The sequence below is a fragment of the Neobacillus sp. YX16 genome, from assembly GCF_030123505.1.
Lineage (GTDB): Bacteria > Bacillota > Bacilli > Bacillales > Cytobacillaceae > Neobacillus.
In genome coordinates this window covers 207,139-227,189 of sequence record NZ_CP126115.1, presented here as the reverse complement: position 1 = coordinate 227,189, position 20,051 = coordinate 207,139, and the positions used below count along the sequence as shown (strand labels likewise).

Sequence of the window (20,051 nt, the reverse complement as noted above, 5' to 3'; positions counted from 1 at the left end):
CCTAAATATATTGTTACCAAATCTTTTCTTTGTTAGCATATCACTATACAAACAGATAAAATTGGGTGTGGCATATGGACAATTTCACAAAAAAAGTAGATCGCTTTGATTGGACGTTAACATTAATTCTGTTTCTCTTTTTCCTTGTTAGCTGTGTAGGAATTTATAGTGCACAAAGTGCTGGACAATACGATGAAAATTTCTTAGCCAAACAAACATTTTGGTATGTAGTTGGAGCCGCCATCATTTCCATTACAATCCTTTTCGATGGTTATCAATATAGGAGGCTTTCTTGGTATTTATACGGATTTGGAATTCTTTTACTTATAGTCATATTAGTTGCTCCTGAAAGTATTGCGCCCATTAGAAACGGAGCAAAAAGTTGGTTTATCACTCCTGTTGGCTCCATTCAGCCTTCAGAGTTTGTGAAAACGTTTTTAATCTTAGCTCTTAGCTCGGTCGCAGTCAAGCATCAGGAGAAATATCTGCAGAAAACATTTAAAAGTGACTTTTGGTTATTGCTTAAATTGGGAATCACCACATTCGTTCCTATCTTCTTTATTATGAAGCAGAATGATCTGGGTACTTCTCTCGTCTTATTATCCATCTTAGTTGGATTCATTCTAGTCTCGGGGATCACATGGAAGATCATATTACCCCTGTTTAGTACTGGAGCTTCACTTGGCGCTTTCATTATTTATCTAGTCGTGCAAAGACCGGATATCCTGGAAAAGTATTTACATGTACAGCAATACAAGTTTAACCGCATTTATGCTTGGCTCGACCCGTTTAATCATTCAAGCAGCTCAGGCTATCACCTATTGAAATCCTTAAGTGCCATTGGGTCTGGTTTGATTACTGGAAAGGGCTTTGGAAATCGGGAAGTATACATTCCCGAAGGACATACAGACTTTATATTCAGCGTAATTGGTGAGGAGTATGGATTTGTAGGCGGGAGTATTGTCATTGGACTATTTTTCCTATTAATTTATCATTTAATCAAAACTGCCTTAGATACGAATGATCCGTTTAATACATATGTGTGTACAGGAATCATTTCCATGCTAACTTTTCATGTTTTTCAAAATGTCGGTATGACCATTCAGGTTCTTCCGATAACAGGAATTCCTTTACCCTTCATCAGCTATGGGGGCAGTTCGTTAATGGGCAATATGTTTGCAATGGGAATTGTCTACAGTATTCGTTTTCATCACCGCAATTACATGTTTACATCAAAAAGGTCACTAAGTAGTTAATAGCGGGACAGCTGATTCCCGCTGTTTTTATTTCTTTATTGTCCGAACTGTTATAAACTAAGAAAAGCGTAAGCGCCTTGCCCAAGGAAAAATGCAGTTCAATTTTTCCCAGGGGCGACAGGCATAAGACAAGCCGGCGAGAAGGTTGCTCTTTACCTTCTTGACGGATTGGCTTATGACCCCGAGCCCCTAGGCGCTGAAGCTAGACACTAATAAAAGCAAAAGAACATATACAAAAGTGAAGGTGAACTATGAAGGAATTTATTTTTTCAGTATTGGAGTTCTTATCAGAGTTAGGTTACTTCGGAATTGCACTAGGGTTAATGATAGAAGTTATTCCAAGTGAAATAGTCTTAGGTTACGGCGGTTATATGATTTCAGAAGGCATTCTTGGCTATCCAGGAGCAATCATTGCTGGGACGATTGGCGGAACATTAGCACAGCTATTCCTCTATTGGGCTGGGTATTATGGAGGACGTCCATTTTTAGAGAAGTACGGAAAGTATGTCTTAATTAAAAAGAAGCAAATTGACCTATCAGAACTATGGTTTAAAAAATATGGAGTCGGCGTCATTTTCTTTGCTCGATTTATTCCTATTGTCAGGCATGCTATATCCATTCCAGCTGGTATCGCTAAAATGTCCCCGACAAAATTTACACTTTATACAGTAGCAGCTGTTATTCCATGGACCATTCTATTCCTTTACTTGGGACATGCGTTAGGCGAGAATTGGTCACATATTAAAGAATATGCAGCACAGTATACAATGCCTATTATTATTGGAGCTGTTATTCTTGGTGTCATCTACTACTTAATAAAGAAAACTAAAAAAACAACCACTGATTCATAATCGGCGGTTGTTTTCAATTTATAACATAATACTTGTGATTGCTGCTGTTAATAAACTTACAAGTGTAGCACCGTAAAGTAATTTAAGTCCAAACTTTGCAACTTGATTTCCTTTCGCCTCATTCAGTCCTTTTACTGCCCCTGTAATGATCCCAATGGATGAAAAGTTTGCAAACGATACAAGGAATACAGAAATAATCCCAACTGTTCTACTGGATAGAGAATCTGCTATCTTTCCTAAATCGATCATCGCAACAAACTCATTTGACAATAATTTGGTAGCCATGATCGTACCAGCTTTAACCATATCTGCCGCAGGTACACCCACGAGAAAGGCAAGTGGTGAAAACACATATCCTAGAACCGTCTGGAAGCTGACTCCAAAGATAGCGTCAAATACATGATTAATCATACTAATTAATGCAACAAATCCGATCAACATAGCTCCAACAATAATGGCTACTTTAAATCCATCCATTATATATTCGCCCAGAACTTCGAAGAAGGTTTGTTTTTCTCCCTCTTGCACATCTATAATATCTTCTTCCGCTGAAACCTCGTAAGGATTAATGATATTGGCAACCATGAATCCGCCAAATAAGTTTAAAACCAATGCGGTAATAACATATTTCGGATCAATCATCGTCATATACGCCCCTAAAATGGAGGCAGAAACCGTTGACATTGCTGACGTACATAATGTGTAAAGGCGGTGTTCAGGTATATAAGGAAGCTGTTTTTTTACAGAGATAAATACCTCAGACTGGCCGAAAACGGCTGATGCAACGGCATTATAGGATTCAAGCTTACCTAATCCATTTACCTTACTTAAAATAATTCCAAGGTATCGAATGATAAAAGGAAGAACCTTGATATACTGTGCAATTCCTATTAATACAGAAATAAAGACAATTGGCAGGAGGACATTTATGAAGAATGGACCGGCACCTTCATTCGCCATACCTCCGAAAACAAAGTTTATTCCCTCTGCAGCATAACCTAAAAGATGGTCGAACAAACTAGAGACTGCTGTAATAATGACAAACCCAACTTCTGTATTAAGCAGCAAAAAGGCAAAAATAAGCTGTAATACTAACATAGTGACAAGCGGTTTAACCTTGATCCTTTTCTTATTGTTACTTGCGATAAAGGCTAACAAAAAAATAACAACAATTGCAGCCAAAAATAGTAGATACTTCAAACAAATTCCTCTCCTATTCATGATGTTCTATCAATTATGCAAGAAGATAGAAAATACAATTAATTTCGACAATTTTTGACAAATATCGAGCATACCAAAGTATTATAAAAGTACCTATACCTAGTGTCAATCCATTCAAGGAAAGTAATAAAATTCAGGTTTTTCACTTTTTATTATTCCATCCCCCCCTTTTCTTACTCTTTTAGCTATAAAAAAAATCCACCAAGAAGGTGGATTAAAAATACTATATTCCCTGCTCCTATTTGGCAGTTTCGATAACACGTTTCATAGCTTGGATATGTCCTAAATGCAAATTCTCATGAAACAGTGCAAAATTTACAAGTTCACCAAACGTTTTTTGGCCAAGAAATGGCTCTTTTAACTCCACATTGAGACTTTCAACGGGAATCTCCTTCATTCTTGATAATTGTTCTTTTAACTGACTAGTTAAAACTGAAATAGAAGGAACATCTCCTTTCCATTCTGCTGGTTTCGTTCCTCTAGCGAATAATTCCATATAGTTCACTGGTAAATGGTTGGTACTTTTAGGAAAATTAAAAATCAAGCTCTCAGCCGCCGTTAACACATGTCCAATATGCCAATGAATGGTGTTATTAAACCCTTCAGGTTGTACGTCAACGAGACCCTCCTCAACCGCTTCTACATTCTTGATAAAGAAACTTCTTGTAAGCTCCATATTATTAAACAAAAGTTCACTCATTCTACTATTCCCCCAAATATTTATTACATTTCTTCTGGCGCTTCGATCCCTAATAATCTCAATCCTTCTTTTAAAACAATCGTCACGGAATATACAAGTGCTAAGCGTGCTCGTTGTTCTGCACCATCTTCAAGAATTTTTACCTCGCCATAATATTTATTGAAGGCTTGTGCGAGATCAACAATATATTTAGCGATTTGTGATGGATCAAACTGTTCATTCGCTCTTTTAATAGCGTTAGTAAACTCCGTAAGCAAACTTACAACCTTCCATTCCTTTTCCCAGGATGCAGACGATTGTTTTACAGCGTGGTCTATTTGCCAATTTGCTTTGCGTAAAATAGAGCATGCCCTTGCATAAGTATATTGGACATAAGGACCAGTTTCTCCTTCAAAACGCAGCATTTCTTCTAACGAAAATTCTATATCATTCATTCGATAGTTTTTTAAGTCATGGAACATGACTGCACCGACGCCCACCTGTTTCGCTACCACGTCTTTGTTTGTAAGGTTTGGATTTTTTTCTTCAATATTATGTCTTGCCATCGTGATGGATTCATTTAGTACTTCCTCTAATAAGACGACCTTCCCTTTTCTGGTCGACATTTTCTTTCCGTCCTTAAGCATCATCCCGAACGGAATATGGACCATATTCTTTGCCCATGAATAGCCCATCTTTTCTAATACAGCGATTAACTGTTTAAAATGAAGACTCTGTTCATTACCAACGACATACAATGACAAATCAAAGTCATAGTTTTCTTTACGGTAAAGGGCTGCAGCTAAATCCCGCGTTGCGTAAAGCGTCGCTCCATCGGATTTTTTAATTAAACATGGTGGTAATCCTTCGTCTGTCAGGTCAACCACTTGCGCCTGGTCAGATTCTACTAGCAATTGTGTTTCTTCTAACAGCTTGACAACACGATCCATTTTATCATTATAAAAAGCTTCTCCTGCAAAAGAATCAAATTGAACGTTCATTAATTCGTATATTCTAGAAAACTCTTTTAAAGACTCTTCACGGAACCACTGCCAAAGCGATAAAGCTTCCTCATCTCCGTCTTCAAGCTTTTTAAACCAGCTTCTCCCCTGTTCAATAAGTGTATGGTCATTTTCTGCTACATCGTGGAACTTAACATAGAGGGATAATAATTCCTTAATCGGGTTTTGTTTGACCTTCTCTTCTTCTCCCCAAAGCTTATAGGCAGTAATTAATTTACCAAATTGAGTACCCCAGTCACCTATATGATTAATTCTAATAGGTTTATATCCACATTTTTCTACAATAAATGCCATAGAGTTTCCGATAACCGTTGAACGCAAATGACCCATTGAGAATGGTTTTGCGATATTTGGCGACGACAGATCAATGGTTACTGGACGGGTATTCCCAATGTCTAGGGAACCATACTTTTCCTTTTGCTTGATAATTTCTGTAATCGTAGCTTCCGAAACCAATTTTTTATTTAAAAAGATATTCAGATAGGCTCCCACCACTTCGACCTTTTCGAAAATGGGTGATTGGATCCTTTCGCTTAACTCTTCCGCAATAATATTTGGTGACTTTCTTTTTACCTTTGCTAATGAAAAACATGGAAAGGCTAAATCTCCGAGCTGTGGATTTTTCGGCTTTTCAATTAGCATTTCAAGTTCTTTTACCTGCATTTCCTGTCCTAGTACTTCATATAAAACCTTTGCAAGCTCCTGTTTATAATTCATAATTAGACCTCCAATTTCTATCTTTGTTCAGCTTCAGCATTTCGTAAAAAAAACAAAAAACTCCCGTCTCTATTATGAAGAGACGAGAGTTAACTCGCGGTACCACTCTACTTGTTCCAAAAGAACCAGCTTGACTTGTTAACGGAGAAATTCTCCGGTTTGCCCTACTTTCTTCAGGCAAACATCTCAAAAGTGCGCTTCATCCTTTGTTTCGTATCAGGCTCCCACCATCCCTGACTCGCTTTGCCTTCCCAAAGAATTACTCTCTTTTTCATTGATTTTTTCCGACTTGATTTGTAGTTATTATACTGGATAAAAAAGGATTTATCTAGTCACTGCTGATTATTTTTTTAAATTGGTCATCCTAACTTTAAAGGAGGGATTTCACCATGGCCAGAAGAAATAAAATTCTCGTTCCAGAGGCTAGAAATGGATTAGATGCTTTAAAGGCAAGGGTCGTTCAAGCACAAAATCCAGAGAACGCTAAATTTGAGGCTGCCCAAGAAGTAGGTGTTCCTTTAAAGAAAGGCTACAACGGTCAGCTCACTTCACAGCAAGCTGGAAAAGTCGGCGGCAGGTTAGGCGGCAGCATGGTACGGGAGCTTGTCAAAATGGCACAGGAAAATATGGCTAAAAAAAGGTAAGCAGTGGGAATCCCACTGCTTTGCTCATGAACCCGTGGACCGATAATGCCTTACTCCAAATTGCCACACAAGAAAACAAGGAAGAATAAAGAGACTCCCCGCAATTGGCGTAAGCATATAAAGCAGCTCATTCCCGGCTGTTTTTCCAAGAATAAACAGCAGCGGCAGGTAATTTACCGTTCCAAACGGAATGACATAGGTGAATATTCGGGCTACCCACTTTTGATAAATATTTAACGGATACTGAGCCATCTCTCTGCCGCCATCCGTAAAAATATTTGCTACCTCCAGCCCCTGAACTGTCCAAAAGCACATGGTCGCGGCTAGCATATAGATACCCGTAAATATTAGGACACCACTGGTAATCATAAAAAATAGGGTAACGGTTTTCATGAAGCTCCATTCGATGGGCAGATTATTCAATGCCCATATAAGAACAATCACACTTTGTAAGAGCCTGCCTATCCGTGTAAATTCAAATTTAGACCCTAATACTTGAAGAAAGGTGCTTCGAGGGCGTACCAGAACTCGGTCAAAATCCCCCTTAACAATTAAACTTGAAAATGTGTCAAATCCCCGTGCAAAACACTCACTTAACGAAAATGCCATGTGAATAACAGCAAAACAGAGGGCCACTTCGAAGAAATCCCACCCTTTTATCTGCCCGAATCGCTCAAACAAAAAGTAGAGCCCAGCAAAAACCGAAAAAGGAATAAAGAACTGTCCAATTGATAATAGCCAAAATGATGTTCGGTATTGCATTTGTGACTTAAATAAGATTAATAAATATTTAAAATAAAGATGCATCTCCCATTATCCCCCCTGTACGACCACTCTTTTTAGGGCACTGTTAAGCGCCAATTTTCCTAACCAAAGGAGACCTAGAAGATATCCCAATTGAATAAAAACTCCGATTATGGCGTCACTTTGCGCTATATGTCCTGAATAAACACGGAATGGAAAATCCGCAGTCCAGCGAAAAGGGAGGACGTAGGCAATTTTTTGAAGCCATAAAGGCAGTAAAGGTATAGGTATAATCAAACCTGCAAAGAATTCCCCTAGAACTCCAAATATCAACAGTGATCCCATTGGCGATAAGGTTACAAAGACGGAAATGTATAAGAACATCGAAATGGCTACTAATAGCAGTAAGCCTAATAAAAGAGTAATGATAAACAAAATAAAGGTTACAGCATTGGGAGGAAGTGTCATGTTGTAGGGTTTTGGTAAAAAGAAAGCCACGATTAAGATAGGATAACAGCGTAGTAATGCGCTTGATAGTCTCTGTGCCAGAAGTTTAGCATACCAGAAACCATATAAATCTGTAGGGCGGCAAAGTTCATAGGCGATATTCCCGCTTGTTATCAGATCAAATAATTCATTGTCCCGAAACCAAAGCATGACGAAAGCAAGGAATGCCTGCTGCAGCCATATGTAGGTGATTAACTCCTTCAATGAGATTGGCGGTGTTACAGCAGCAAATTCGTAGAATGCCTCAAATACCATTATCGAAATAAATCCCCAGAAGAATTGCGTTGCCACCCCGGCCAGTGCCGCAGAACGATACTGCATACCAATTAAAAGTCTAATTTTAAGTACCGAAGCGTATACCTTCATATTTGGAACTCCTTATACAGCTGGACAATAATATCTTCTATTGGCTGTGATTCGATTGTCACATCTAATAGGTCCACTTTTTTAGATAATTGGGTAATGACGTCGGAGGTAAGAATCTGTTCGGTATCGATACTAAGTACAGCGTGCTCAGGAGACCAATGGATGATTGTGGTCCCTGGTATATCAAAGCTATTGGGGTTTTTACGATAATCTGCCGTAATCGTTTTTTGCGTTCCAAAACGTTTTCTCAATTCCTCTATTTTTCCATCATAGAGCAAGCTGCCTTTACCAATTAATATCACTCGATTGGCTAGAGCTTCAATGTCATTCATATCGTGGGTAGTGAGGACAACGGTGACGCCTTTTTCCTGATTGATGGTTTTGATAAACTGGCGGACTGCTATTTTCGAAACGGCGTCAAGGCCAATCGTCGGTTCGTCTAAGAATAAGATTTTGGGGTTATGTATTAATGAAGCAGCAATTTCGCAGCGCATCCGCTGTCCTAAACTTAATTGTCTTACTGGAGCGTTTATGATGTCTTTTAATTCTAGTGTTTCGATGAGCAAATCTAAGGTAGTTTTATATTCTTTTGGCGAGACATTGTATATATCCTTCAATAGCTCAAATGAATCAATCACCGGAACATCCCACCAAAGCTGCGAACGCTGACCAAAGACAACGCCTATATTTTTTACATACTCAACCCGGTTCTTCCATGGTGTGAAACCCATGATACTGCAGGTTCCCCCGTCAGGAACTAAAATGCCGCTCATGATTTTAATCGTTGTTGATTTTCCGGCACCATTCGGACCAATGTACCCAACAATTTCACCGGGATCGATTGCGAAGGATATTTCGTTAAGAGCTTCAACAATCGTATGCTCCCGGTAAAAAAGTGCTTTAGTAGCCTGGAGTAGCCCAGAGGATCTTTTGGGAACTTTAAAGGCTTTCGTTATGCCCTCTAATTTTATCAACTGTTATTCCCTCCTTTTTCGTCACAGAGGAAAATAGTAACATCTATAGAGGAAGAGTGTCAAGAATTTTTTGAATTGTTTCCTTAATAAATTGTTAACAAAGAATTCACGCATTTCATGCCTTAACTTCTGTACTATTAACTTTAGAAAGGAAGTGGACTATGCTCTTAAAATCTAGAATTGAATCAGATTTATTAAAATTATTAAGAATTCTAAACACACGAATGAGCTTAACGGAAGATGATCTGAAGCAGTATTTGTATCAGAAGAAAGGATATGAGGGGGAAGTTGCATTTGATCTGTTTACGGCGGCAAACCTGAATAATGAATTCTTTATATTAAACGATCTAATGCTCGAAATAACTCATTCAAAATTTCAATTAGATTCCACATTGATCATTCAAGATACGATTATTCTCTGTGAAGTTAAGAATTATGAAGGTAATTATTTTTACAAGGATGGTGAATTTTTAATATATGGTGCTCAAAAGCCTATAACTAACCCTTTGCACCAGATAAAGAGAGCTGAAACTTTGCTCCAACAATATCTCAAAAAGAATGGGTTCCATTTTCGAATTCTTCCCTATCTAGTTTTTATTAATCCTAATTTCTTCTTATATCAGGCTCCCCAAAATGATTCGATTATCTTCCCTCCACAGCTAGGCAGCTTTATGAAAAAACTCAACTCAAAACCATCTAACCTAAATGGAATGCATCGGAAGCTTGCTGACCAATTAATAGACGATCACAAAATTGAATCTCCTTACCCCAAATTACCTGCCTATGATTACCATTCACTGCAAAAAGGTATGACATGTGCTATCTGTAGCTCATTTTTTGTTACTTGTGGCGAAAGGAAACTTACGTGTAATGATTGCGGGTTTGAGGAGGAGCTTGAATCAGCTGTTGTACAAAGTATAGAAGAGTTTAAGCTGCTTTTTCCAGACCTAAAAATCACCACTAATATTATTCATGACTGGTGCACGGTGGTCGAGTCTAAAAAGACGATTCGGAAGTTTTTAACTATGAATTATAGATTACTGGGATACGGAAAGTATTCACATTTTGAAACTATACTGAAGGAATAAGGTATAATCATGAACACTTCATGGTTACCACTTTTTTGGATTTCCTTTGATTACGGTCATCATGAGCGCTTCATGGTTACGACTTTCTCGAATTTTCTTCGATTACGGTCATCATGAGCGCTTCATGGTTACCACTTTCTCGGATTTCCTTCGGTTGCGGTCATCATGAGCGCTTCATTATTACCACTTTTTCGGATTTCCTTTGATTACGGTCTTCATGAATGCTTCCTGGTTTTCACTTTCTCGAATTCCCTTTGATTACGGTCATCATGAAACTTTACTGTTAATTCTATTAATAAAAAATGACCCGCTCCTTAAAAAGGAACGGGTCTAACGGCTATGCCTTACTCAACTGTCACGGACTTTGCGAGGTTACGTGGTTTGTCAACGTCGCAATCACGGTGCAGTGCAGCGTAGTAGGCAAGAATTTGTAGCGGTATTACAGAGATAAGTGGTGTTAATAAATCATGTACTTCCGGAATAACGAAGCTGTCTTCGTCCATGTTTAGACCCTTCATTGAAATAATGCATGGGTTTGCGCCGCGGGCAACTACTTCTTTAACGTTACCGCGAATGCTTAGGTTTACACTTTCTTGGGTTGCAAGTGCGATTACTGGGGTACCTTCTTCAATTAAGGCAATTGTACCATGCTTTAATTCTCCACCAGCGAAGCCTTCTGCCTGAATATAAGAAATTTCCTTTAGCTTCAGTGCTCCCTCTAACCCAACATAGTAATCAATTCCACGTCCAATAAAGAAGGCATTACGAGTTACAGATAAAAACTCCCTCGAAATATGCTCAATAATTTCTTTCGAATCACAAAGAACTTCCATAGCATTGGCAACCAGGCCAAGTTCGTGAATAAGGTCAAATCCTGGGTCAAGGTTGCGGCTTTTTGCTGTTACTTCCGCTAAAATCGCCAAAACAGCTAATTGTGCTGTATATGCCTTTGTAGAAGCAACTGCAATTTCAGGACCAGCATGAAGCAATAGAGTATGATCGGCTTCACGAGAAAGAGTTGAACCCTGAACATTCGTAATCGTTAATGATTGATAACCCATTTCCTTAATATTAACAAGAACGGCACGACTATCCGCAGTTTCACCGCTCTGTGAAATAAAGACGAACAATGGTTTTTCAGAGAGAAGAGGCATATTATAGCCGAACTCACTTGAAATATGAACTTCTACAGGAATTTTCGCCATCTTTTCAATGAACTGCTTCCCAACTAGTCCTGCATGATAGGATGTTCCGGCCGCAATAATATAAACGCGGTCAGCGTTGTTCATTGCAGAGATGATTTCAGGATCAATCGTTAATTGACCTTGTTCATTCTGGTACGCTTGAATGATTTTACGCATAACTGCAGGCTGCTCATCAATCTCTTTTAACATGTAATGAGGGTATGTGCCTTTTTCAATATCGCTTGCATCCAATTCAGCAATGTAAGAAGTACGAGTAATCGTTTCTCCATCAAGATTCTGGATGGTTACTTCATCCTTCATGACAATAACGATTTCTTTATCCATAAGCTCTACGTATTCGTTTGTTACTTGAAGCATTGCCATCGCATCGCTCGCAACAACATTAAAATCAGAACCCAAGCCTACCAATAATGGGCTTTTATTTTTTGCAACAAAAATAGTTTCACTATTTTGTTCATCTAATAAGGCAAGGGCATAGGAGCCATGTAAAAGTGAAAGTGTCTTACGAAAAGCTTCTAAAACCTCTAAGCCTTCGTGAACAAACTTTTCAACTAATTGAACAATGACTTCTGTGTCAGTTTCACTTACAAACGTTACATCTGCTAAATAGTCTCGCTTTAAAAGATCATAGTTCTCAATTACACCATTGTGAACAAGGGTAAAACGTCCAGATGCACTTTGGTGGGGATGGGAATTTGTTCTGCTTGGTACTCCATGAGTAGCCCAGCGTGTATGACCAATTCCGCTATTAGCTAAAACGTCATAATCTACAATCTCACGTAAATCAGCAATACGTCCCTTTTCCTTAAATACATGGACACCTTTTTCGTTCATAACAGCAATTCCTGCCGAGTCGTAACCTCTATATTCAAGCTTTTCTAAGCCCTTTAATAAAATTTCTTTCGTATCATTCATTCCAATATATCCAACAATTCCACACATTTTCTTTTCCTCCCTGATATAGGGGGCAAGAACGCTTTGGAGGCTCACCTTGCCCCCTTATCTCTGTTTTGGAAAGGTATCTGTATATACCTTCTTCTTTTTCATTGCTATGTTTAGTATGCGCATTTTCCTCTCTTTGTGCACCGAGTTGCCTCGGTGTTTTAAAGAGAAAATATCGGTTGTGCGTTCAACCGGGAGGTATCCGCCGAACATTCGATAAACCTCCTCCTCGTCAACTAACCCACACTGGTTAGTTCAGGCGCTTTTATTAAACTTTTTTATCAACTATCCTCCTTCAAAATTAGTTTTGCCTTTTAAGAAACAAAGCAAACTAATCGTAACTGATGAATCACTATTCGTCAATAAAATAATAAATAGGAAAGTTGTTTGATTTTCCCTTTACATAATAAAATATGCATAAGGGCTCATTATCGTCCCTTATGCATATCCAATAATCTATTCCTTTAATTCCATTTCTGCTTTTACAACAGAAACAATTCGGTCAACATATGCTGCACATAATTCTTCGGTAGGTGCCTCAGCCATGACGCGGACTAGTGGTTCTGTGCCTGATGGGCGAACAAGAATACGGCCGTTCCCATTCATTTCTGCTTCCACCTGCTCAATGACTGTTTTTACCTTCTCATTATCCGTAACATGGTGTTTATCCGTTACCCGTACATTAACAAGCTTCTGGGGAAACTTTTTCATATCTGCAGCTAATTCGGATAATTTTTTCTGAGTTGATTTCATAATATTTACTAATTGCAATCCAGTTAAAAGGCCGTCACCAGTTGTATTATAGTCTAAGAAAATAATATGACCAGATTGCTCCCCACCAAGATTAAAGCCGTTTTTCTTCATTTCTTCTACCACATAACGGTCTCCAACTGCCGTTGGTACACTATGAATTCCATAGCCCTCTAAGCCTTTGTAAAACCCAAGATTACTCATTACGGTTGAAACAATTGTGCTATGTTTTAGACGCCCCTGTTCTTTCATATACTTTCCACAAATAAACATAATTTGGTCACCATCGACGATATTACCTTTTTCATCTATGGCAATTAAACGGTCCCCATCACCATCAAACGATAGCCCCACATCTGCACCTTTTTCCTTGACCATTGCCGCTAAGGCTTCAGGATGTGTTGAACCCACTCCAGCATTAATATTAATACCATTAGGCGAAGCACCCATAATGGAAATATCCGCATCTAAATCGGCAAATAGATGCGTGGCAAGGGAAGAAGTAGCTCCATGGGCACAGTCTAATGCAATGTGTATGCCTGAAAAATCCTCATCAACTGTATTTTTCAAGTATTGAAGGTACTTTTGACCACCTTCAAAATAATCCATGACCTGACCTAGGTCTGCACCTACAGGTCTAGGCAGCTGATCTTCTGACATATCGATTAATTCTTCAATCTCAAGTTCTTGGTCATCAGAAAGCTTAAATCCATCAGGACCAAAGAACTTAATTCCATTGTCTGCAACCGGATTGTGTGAAGCGGAAATCATTACACCGGCTTCGGCTCCCAGTGCCTTTGTTAAATAGGATACCCCAGGAGTCGAGATGACCCCTAAGCGCATTACCTCTGCACCAATAGAAAGTAAACCTGCTACTAATGCCCCTTCTAGCATATGTCCGGAAACACGGGTATCACGACCAATTAGTACTTTTGGTCTGTCCTTATCCTTTGTTAATACAAAACCCCCGAAACGTCCCAATTTAAATGCTAATTCAGGTGTTAATTCACTATTTGCAACGCCGCGGACGCCATCGGTACCAAAGTATTTTCCCATTTTCAAAATCGCTCCTTATCATGTATACTGCTGTGTGTTTATGCGTTGTCTCTTGTTATCGTAATTTTTGCAGATGATTTATCAGGTTCCCAATTTACATTAGGCGGCCCATTCACTTGAATGTTCACGTTATGCTCACCCTCTGTAAGTCCATTTAGATCAATAAATATATCGAAGTTGTTTGGTCCCAGCTCAGTTACTGCTGTCCCTGTTCCAAAGACTAATAAATTTACTACTCGATTCTCTGGGTCATTGATGACCGCCTCATATTCTTCAGGTAAATTTCTAATTTTAATTGGGACGCCAGATACTGTTTTCTCTACATCACTCTTCACAACCACGGTGACCTTTACCGTTTCAGGTGTTACTTTTGTTATTCCGGTTGAGATAATAACCGGTAAAGTCAGGGTCGTACTTTCACTTATTTTACTTACATCCACTTCAACACGGACATTTTCCGTATTTTTTAAAACATTCTCATCCCCTGAAATAGCGGCTTCCTTAACATCTAATTCCATTGATTCAATCGTGATTCCTTCTTGCGGAGTACCTTTTTCAAGGATGTTGATTGGGACGGTTTTTGTATTGCTTTTTATTGGAATTGTAACTTCTACGATTTCCGGCTCAACGACTACATTCAGTTTATTTAGTTCTTTATCAAGTACCTGTACTTGTGCCTCTTTTGTCACAGTACTATCGAGTATATCTCCGCCTTCAAGTGCTGCTTTTACATATGTAATTCGATCGACTACATCTTTTGCACCTGTGATTTTTACCTTATTTGGCTTAACGGTGGGTTGTCCCGCGGAATAACCCTCTTTTATCAAATCATTATCGAACTCTGCCTCTACCGTAAACTCAGTCGTGACCTTTTCTTGAACTGCTACGGTTATCGAGCTTGGCTTGATGGTTGCTTTTAATTTATCTGATAAACCACTAACTTCAATTGTTACCTTTTGGTTTCCAATTTTAGCATTGGTTATATCGACAAATACCTCAAAGTTTTTTAAAGCCTTTGCTGACTGTACATGGGGTATTGGTCCTTCAATCGTTACATCAACCGTATCCGGTATTCCTGTCACTACAAGGTTTTCTGTATCATAATAAGCTTTTACAGGAATATCAACTAAGGTCTCTGTGGTATTTCCCCCTGGTACATTAATTTCGTTTGTCTTGCTGCCAGAATTAGGGACGACAGAAAATAGTAGAACTGCCAGTAATATGGCCATTATTTTAATAAACCAGGGATTATCCATTAATTTATCCATTACTCTTTCCCCTCCAGTTCCAACGAGCTGAAGAAGCCGGTTTTACTTTCGTGCTGGTAACGATTAGATCATGAGAGATTAATTCCTTAAATCCTTCTAATGTTAAATTTCGGTGAAGCTCTCCGTTTCTCGTGAGAGAGATATTTCCGGTTTCTTCTGAAACGACAACGGTTAAACTGTCTGTAACTTCACTAATTCCTAGAGCAGCACGATGTCTTGTACCTAGTTCCTTTGAGATAAAGGGACTTTCAGATAATGGAAGATAACACGCAGCCGCCGCTACATTGTTTTTTTGGATAATGACAGCACCATCATGAAGTGGTGTATTTGGAATAAAAATATTAATAAGCAATTCAGAAGATATTTTTGCATCCAGCGGGATACCTGTTTCAATGTAATCACTCATCCCTGTTTCCCTCTCAATGGAAATCAAGGCACCAATGCGGCGTTTCGCCATATAATCTGTTGCTTTAATAATTGCGTCCACCATTTTCTGTTGTTCCTCATCATCAGGCCCACTGCTTCTTGAAAAAAACCTCCCTCTTCCTAATTGCTCAAGGGCTCTCCGAAGCTCCGGTTGAAAGATAATGATTACTGCTAAGAATCCCCAATCAATAGCTTGCTGCGTTAACCAGCTTAGTGTATTTAGACCAAAAAACTCACTGACAACTCTAATAAGGAGAATCACTACAATTCCTTTTAGTAATTGTACAGCCTTCGTTCCTTTTATAAGGTTTAATAACTTATAAATGACATACGAAACAAGGAGAATATCAACAATACTAGCTAGGTACTTCCATATTGTAAAATCTTCAAAAAACGGCATTGTTTTTCCTCCGTAAATTTGTCTAACTTATAACCCATATATTATACCATAAATGCCACTTGTACCTATTATTTGTCATTCAAATACTTATCATTAAAAAAGAAATCACCCACTTGCTGAGTGACTTCTTTTTATTATTCTTCACTTTCATTAAAGATATCAATAACATCAAAGGCTGTCTTTTTCATGTGGTACCAAATCCAATCAAATACTTCATTAACCTCTTCAATTTGGCCCGTTACATGTCCGGCAGAAGCTAAATACTTTTCCCCGTTTATAACCGTTACATCCCCCTGTACTTCACCCTCGATTTTTAACTTGCCGTTTCGAACGATGACATCACCCTTGACGACTTCTCCTTCAGGGACAATCACCGTATCGTTTTGTACCACTAAATTTTCCTGTTTAGAAACAGAAAATTCCCGTTCTTGATTCCATGTTGATAATACACTTCCAATCATTAAAACCAAAAATAAGGAAGCAGCAGCTATCAGCGGATGATTTCTCAACCATCGTTGCATGCCTACCTTTTTCTTTTCCCTCGGCAGGCTGGCCATCACTTTCGCTGTAAAATCAGGTGGTGCCTGCATTCTAGACGTTCCTTTTACCACTGCAATCGTCTTCTTAAACTCATTGAACAGTGTCTCACATTCCTTGCAGCCTTTGAGGTGTTCTCTTAAAATCATCTCATTTGCAGGGTCAATTTCTTCATCTAAGTATTCATGCATTAAGTCAACGATTTCATCATTACACTTCAACGTGTTTCACCTCTTATCACACATAACGTAATTGTTGTCGCAATGCCTCGCGTCCACGATGGATACGGGTTTTAACTGTGCCTAATGGCATATCAAGGATTTCACTTATTTCATTTAGTGACAACTCTTCCATATATTTCAGAACAATAACTGACCTGTATTTTTCAGGCAGCTTTAATATTTCCTTTTGAACCGTTTCTTGGAGTTCAAGACTTTCCAATTCATTCTCAGGTAAAGGGGAGTTCGAAGAAAGCTGTGAATACATGGTAAGACCATCTGTTCCTGAAACTTCTGCGTCAAGGTAGTAATCTGGCTTCTTCTTCCTAATTCTATCGATACATAAATTTGTCGCAATTCTAAATAACCATGTAGAAAATTTTAAATCCTGATTAAATGATTTGATATTAACATATGCACGGATAAAGGCTTCCTGTGCAATGTCCTCTGCCTCATGGCGATTTCCCAGCATTCGATACCCAAGCTGAAAAATGCTGTTACTATAAATTTCAACAATTTCAGCAAATGCGTCCTGATCGCCTTTTATAACTTGTTTAATTCTTTTTTTTATAAGGGCTTCCATTAATTTATCTCAGCTCCAATGCGGCTATACAATCTTACGAATCATAAGCAAAAAGGTTTCAATATAAATAATATCTTCTTATATACTTTTTATATTAACAAAAATTAACTAATTTTGGATATAAGAAGGCTTATTCATTTTAAAACTGAAATAATAACAGCAGCTTTCTTGGAAAGCTGCTGCTTAATGATTATAATAATTTTTCTCCGAACAAGGAGCCCATTAATTCGACAGCAACTCTCGCGGTTTTATTTTTCTCATCTAGAATAGGATTAACTTCTACAAATTCTGCTGAGGTAATAATCTGAGCCTCTTCGAGCATTTCCATTGCCAAATGACTTTCACGATAACTAATTCCGCCCATCACTGGAGTCCCTACCCCCGGAGCATCATTAGGGTCTAATCCGTCTAAATCTAGTGATAAGTGAACACCATCTGTTCTTTCCTTTAAGTATGTAATCGTTTCCTCCATCACATGTGCCATCCCTAATCGATCAATCTCATGCATAGTATATACTTTAATACCTTTTTCTTTGATTAATATCTTTTCGCCTTCATCAAGTGATCTTGCACCTATAATAACCACGTTTTCTGGTTTTACTTTTGGTGCATACCCTGCGATATCTGTTAAGGAACGATGACCAATACCCAAACTCGCAGCTAACGGCATGCCATGTATATTTCCTGAAGGCGAGGTTTCTGCCGTATTCAAATCACCATGTGCATCATACCAAATAACCCCTAGGTTCTTATAATGCTTTGAAACACCCGCTAATGTACCAATGGCAATGCTGTGGTCTCCACCCAAAACAAGTGGAAAGGATCCTGATTGAATAACTTCATCCACTTTTTCTGCTAGTAGTGTACTTTTTTCAGCAACGAGGTCTAAATTTCTCAAATTAGATTCTTTATCGATCACCACTTCAGGTCTTCCAATTGGAATATCCCCCATGTCATGAATTTGGTCAAAAAGTGGTTTCAGTCTCTCATTTATTCCCGCATATCTGATAGCACTAGGTCCCATATCAACTCCACGTCTCATTTGACCTAAATCCATCGGCATCCCAATAATAGATAGTTTTCTCATACTGTACCTCCTGCCCCTTCTATAACTACTATTTTAACCGTTTTCATGCGAATGACTCAACTCGACAAGATTTTGTATATATATACGGGTTGCCTTTATTAGTGACCGTCATTTCTTTTTTTTGCAGTCTTCGAGCTCTCATCACGTTATGAGTGACCGTTTTTGCTTTTCTTTCAAGTTTTTGATTACTTATAGCCATAAGGTCCAATTATTTGTCTTGAACAATAAAAAAGCCTTAAATCAAAATGATTTAAGGCAAAGTTTAATATGTAGTGTGATGGTTATTTTGCTTCGTAAAAAACTTTGGTTATTTTCACTAAAGTGAAAAAAACTTTGGTGGAGCCTAGCGGGATCGAACCGCTGACCTCCTGCGTGCAAAGCAGGCGCTCTCCCAGCTGAGCTAAGGCCCCATATGAACGAAAACGGGATTCGAAATGAGCAACCCACCACCTTTGCAGGGGGTTAATTCTACCACTGAGCACTTTCCGCTTTTCATAGATAAAGACCCTGAGAGATAAAATATCTCTTGGGGTCAATTTGTAAAATGATGAGCCATGAAGGATTCGAACCTTCGACCCTCTGATTAAAAGTCAGATGCTCTACCAACTGAGCTAATGGCTCTTGGCTGGGCTAGCTGGATTTGAACCAACGCATGTCGCAGTCAAAGTGCGATGCCTTACCGCTTGGCTATAGCCCAATGTTAAGGACATTAACTAGTTTGTCCAACATTTAATAAAAATATAAGTGGTGGAGGGGGACGGATTCGAACCGCCGAACCCGGAGGGAGCGGATTTACAGTCCGCCGCGTTTAGCCACTTCGCTACCCCTCCACTTAAAAAAGTGGTGCCGGCGAGAGGACTTGAACCCCCAACCTACTGATTACAAGTCAGTTGCTCTACCAATTGAGCTACCCCGGCATAAATTAAATAAAATCTTCAACTTGTGAAAAAAAATATGATTATTTTGCTATCGCAAAAAACTTTGGTGGAGGATGACGGGATCGAACCGCCGACCCTCTGCTTGTAAGGCAGATGCTCTCCCAGCTGAGCTAATCCTCCATATTATGGTACATTATTTTCTCTATCGCAAAAAAACTCTGGTGACCCCTACGGGATTCGAACCCGTGTTACCTCCGTGAAAGGGAGGTGTCTTAACCACTTGACCAAGGGGCCATATAATTTAAAAATAGGAAAGCTTCCAAGCGGGCTCGAACCGCTGACCTCTTCCTTACCATGGAAGTGCTCTACCTACTGAGCTATGGAAGCATAGCTAATTTTCATTTAAATAGAAATGGCTCCGCAGGTAGGACTCGAACCTACGACCGATCGGTTAACAGCCGATAGCTCTACCACTGAGCTACTGCGGAACAATATAAAGCCTGGCAACGTCCTACTCTCACAGGGACAAAGTCCCAACTACCATCGGCGCTGAGAAGCTTAACTTCCGTGTTCGGTATGGGAACGGGTGTGACCTTCTCGCCATTATTGCCAGACTATTTTTTCTCAAAGAC

Annotated in this window: 17 protein-coding genes, 9 tRNA genes, 1 rRNA gene and 1 other annotated feature; of the genes, 4 read left to right on the top strand and 23 right to left on the bottom strand. The window is 39.0% G+C overall.

Going from position 1 to position 20,051, the window contains the following annotated elements; translation table 11 throughout:
- Positions 1-74: 74 nt before the first annotated feature.
- Positions 75-1,256, top strand: a complete 1,182-nt coding sequence (locus tag QNH48_RS01190; RefSeq protein WP_283953431.1) for an FtsW/RodA/SpoVE family cell cycle protein — start codon at positions 75-77, stop codon at positions 1,254-1,256.
- Positions 1,257-1,507: 251 nt separating this feature from the next.
- The gene (gene uptA, locus QNH48_RS01185; protein WP_095251299.1) at positions 1,508-2,107 is read left to right on the top strand and encodes an undecaprenyl phosphate transporter UptA; all 600 of its coding nucleotides are present in this window, start codon (positions 1,508-1,510) and stop codon (positions 2,105-2,107) included.
- Positions 2,108-2,125: 18 nt separating this feature from the next.
- Here uptA and QNH48_RS01180 read toward each other — a convergent pair whose 3' ends face one another.
- The 3 genes from QNH48_RS01180 to argS form a co-directional block, all read right to left on the bottom strand.
- On the bottom strand, positions 2,126-3,328 hold the full coding sequence (locus QNH48_RS01180; RefSeq protein ID WP_481858448.1) for a NupC/NupG family nucleoside CNT transporter: 1,203 nt from the start codon (positions 3,326-3,328) through the stop codon (positions 2,126-2,128).
- Between the two features lie 238 nt (positions 3,329-3,566).
- Positions 3,567-4,028 carry a DinB family protein gene (locus QNH48_RS01175; RefSeq protein WP_283953429.1) on the bottom strand — a complete coding sequence of 154 codons (462 nt, stop codon included), beginning with the start codon at positions 4,026-4,028 and terminating at the stop codon, positions 3,567-3,569.
- Between the two features lie 23 nt (positions 4,029-4,051).
- The gene (argS, locus tag QNH48_RS01170; protein WP_283953428.1) at positions 4,052-5,746 is read right to left on the bottom strand and encodes an arginine--tRNA ligase; all 1,695 of its coding nucleotides are present in this window, start codon (positions 5,744-5,746) and stop codon (positions 4,052-4,054) included.
- Positions 5,747-5,821: 75 nt separating this feature from the next.
- Positions 5,822-6,030 (bottom strand) — a binding site (T-box leader).
- A 105-nt stretch (positions 6,031-6,135) separates the two neighbouring features.
- On the opposite strand from argS, the gene QNH48_RS01165 reads away from it, so the two are divergent.
- Positions 6,136-6,390, top strand: coding sequence for an alpha/beta-type small acid-soluble spore protein (locus QNH48_RS01165; RefSeq protein WP_283953427.1), 255 nt, complete (start codon positions 6,136-6,138; stop codon positions 6,388-6,390).
- 24 nt (positions 6,391-6,414) lie between these two features.
- Here the strand turns inward: QNH48_RS01165 and QNH48_RS01160 are convergent, their stop codons facing one another.
- Genes QNH48_RS01160 through QNH48_RS01150 form a run of 3 tightly spaced genes read right to left on the bottom strand, consistent with a single transcriptional unit; the run spans position 6,415 to position 8,981 of the window.
- A complete protein-coding gene (locus QNH48_RS01160) occupies positions 6,415-7,197 on the bottom strand; it encodes an ABC transporter permease (RefSeq protein ID WP_283953426.1) in 783 nt (260 codons plus the stop codon).
- Between the two features lie 6 nt (positions 7,198-7,203).
- The gene (locus tag QNH48_RS01155; protein WP_283953425.1) at positions 7,204-8,007 is read right to left on the bottom strand and encodes an ABC transporter permease; all 804 of its coding nucleotides are present in this window, start codon (positions 8,005-8,007) and stop codon (positions 7,204-7,206) included.
- Positions 8,004-8,981: an ABC transporter ATP-binding protein gene (locus QNH48_RS01150; RefSeq protein ID WP_283953424.1), complete on the bottom strand. Its 978-nt coding sequence runs from the start codon at positions 8,979-8,981 to the stop codon at positions 8,004-8,006. Before QNH48_RS01150 ends, QNH48_RS01155 begins: the two co-directional genes overlap by 4 nt.
- A 161-nt stretch (positions 8,982-9,142) precedes the next feature.
- On the opposite strand from QNH48_RS01150, the gene QNH48_RS01145 reads away from it, so the two are divergent.
- Complete coding sequence (locus QNH48_RS01145; protein WP_283953423.1) at positions 9,143-10,069, top strand: nuclease-related domain-containing protein; 927 nt, start codon at positions 9,143-9,145, stop codon at positions 10,067-10,069.
- Between the two features lie 344 nt (positions 10,070-10,413).
- On the opposite strand, the gene glmS is transcribed toward QNH48_RS01145, so the two are convergent.
- The 17 genes from glmS to rrf all read right to left on the bottom strand — a co-directional run bounded on the left by glmS (position 10,414) and on the right by rrf (position 20,033).
- Positions 10,414-12,216, bottom strand: coding sequence for a glutamine--fructose-6-phosphate transaminase (isomerizing) (glmS, locus tag QNH48_RS01140; protein WP_283953422.1), 1,803 nt, complete (start codon positions 12,214-12,216; stop codon positions 10,414-10,416).
- A 456-nt stretch (positions 12,217-12,672) separates the two neighbouring features.
- Positions 12,673-14,022 (bottom strand): phosphoglucosamine mutase, encoded by a 1,350-nt coding sequence (glmM, locus tag QNH48_RS01135; RefSeq protein WP_283953421.1) that lies wholly within the window; start codon positions 14,020-14,022, stop codon positions 12,673-12,675.
- 38 nt (positions 14,023-14,060) lie between these two features.
- The gene (locus tag QNH48_RS01130) at positions 14,061-15,290 is read right to left on the bottom strand and encodes a CdaR family protein (RefSeq protein ID WP_283953420.1); all 1,230 of its coding nucleotides are present in this window, start codon (positions 15,288-15,290) and stop codon (positions 14,061-14,063) included.
- Entirely contained in the window at positions 15,283-16,116 is an 834-nt protein-coding gene (cdaA, locus tag QNH48_RS01125) for a diadenylate cyclase CdaA (protein WP_133372085.1), read from the bottom strand. Before cdaA ends, QNH48_RS01130 begins: the two co-directional genes overlap by 8 nt.
- Positions 16,117-16,250: 134 nt before the next feature.
- The gene (locus QNH48_RS01120; RefSeq protein ID WP_283953419.1) at positions 16,251-16,874 is read right to left on the bottom strand and encodes an anti-sigma factor family protein; all 624 of its coding nucleotides are present in this window, start codon (positions 16,872-16,874) and stop codon (positions 16,251-16,253) included.
- Positions 16,875-16,890: 16 nt separating this feature from the next.
- Positions 16,891-17,454, bottom strand: coding sequence for an RNA polymerase sigma factor SigW (gene sigW, locus QNH48_RS01115; RefSeq protein WP_095251278.1), 564 nt, complete (start codon positions 17,452-17,454; stop codon positions 16,891-16,893).
- A gap of 190 nt (positions 17,455-17,644) precedes the next feature.
- A complete protein-coding gene (gene rocF / locus QNH48_RS01110; RefSeq protein ID WP_283953418.1) occupies positions 17,645-18,541 on the bottom strand; it encodes an arginase in 897 nt (298 codons plus the stop codon).
- A gap of 334 nt (positions 18,542-18,875) precedes the next feature.
- Positions 18,876-18,951, bottom strand: a tRNA-Ala gene (locus QNH48_RS01105).
- A gap of 138 nt (positions 18,952-19,089) precedes the next feature.
- A tRNA-Lys gene (locus QNH48_RS01100) sits at positions 19,090-19,162 on the bottom strand.
- A gap of 1 nt (position 19,163) precedes the next feature.
- Positions 19,164-19,238: transfer RNA gene (locus QNH48_RS01095), tRNA-Gln, on the bottom strand.
- A 48-nt stretch (positions 19,239-19,286) separates the two neighbouring features.
- Positions 19,287-19,371: transfer RNA gene (locus QNH48_RS01090), tRNA-Tyr, on the bottom strand.
- A gap of 11 nt (positions 19,372-19,382) precedes the next feature.
- Positions 19,383-19,458: transfer RNA gene (locus tag QNH48_RS01085), tRNA-Thr, on the bottom strand.
- Between the two features lie 65 nt (positions 19,459-19,523).
- A tRNA-Val gene (locus QNH48_RS01080) sits at positions 19,524-19,599 on the bottom strand.
- A 39-nt stretch (positions 19,600-19,638) separates the two neighbouring features.
- Positions 19,639-19,713, bottom strand: a tRNA-Glu gene (locus QNH48_RS01075).
- A 20-nt stretch (positions 19,714-19,733) separates the two neighbouring features.
- A tRNA-Thr gene (locus tag QNH48_RS01070) sits at positions 19,734-19,806 on the bottom strand.
- Between the two features lie 26 nt (positions 19,807-19,832).
- Positions 19,833-19,907: transfer RNA gene (locus QNH48_RS01065), tRNA-Asn, on the bottom strand.
- Between the two features lie 10 nt (positions 19,908-19,917).
- A 5S ribosomal RNA gene (gene rrf, locus QNH48_RS01060) occupies positions 19,918-20,033 on the bottom strand.
- Positions 20,034-20,051 lie beyond the last annotated feature (18 nt).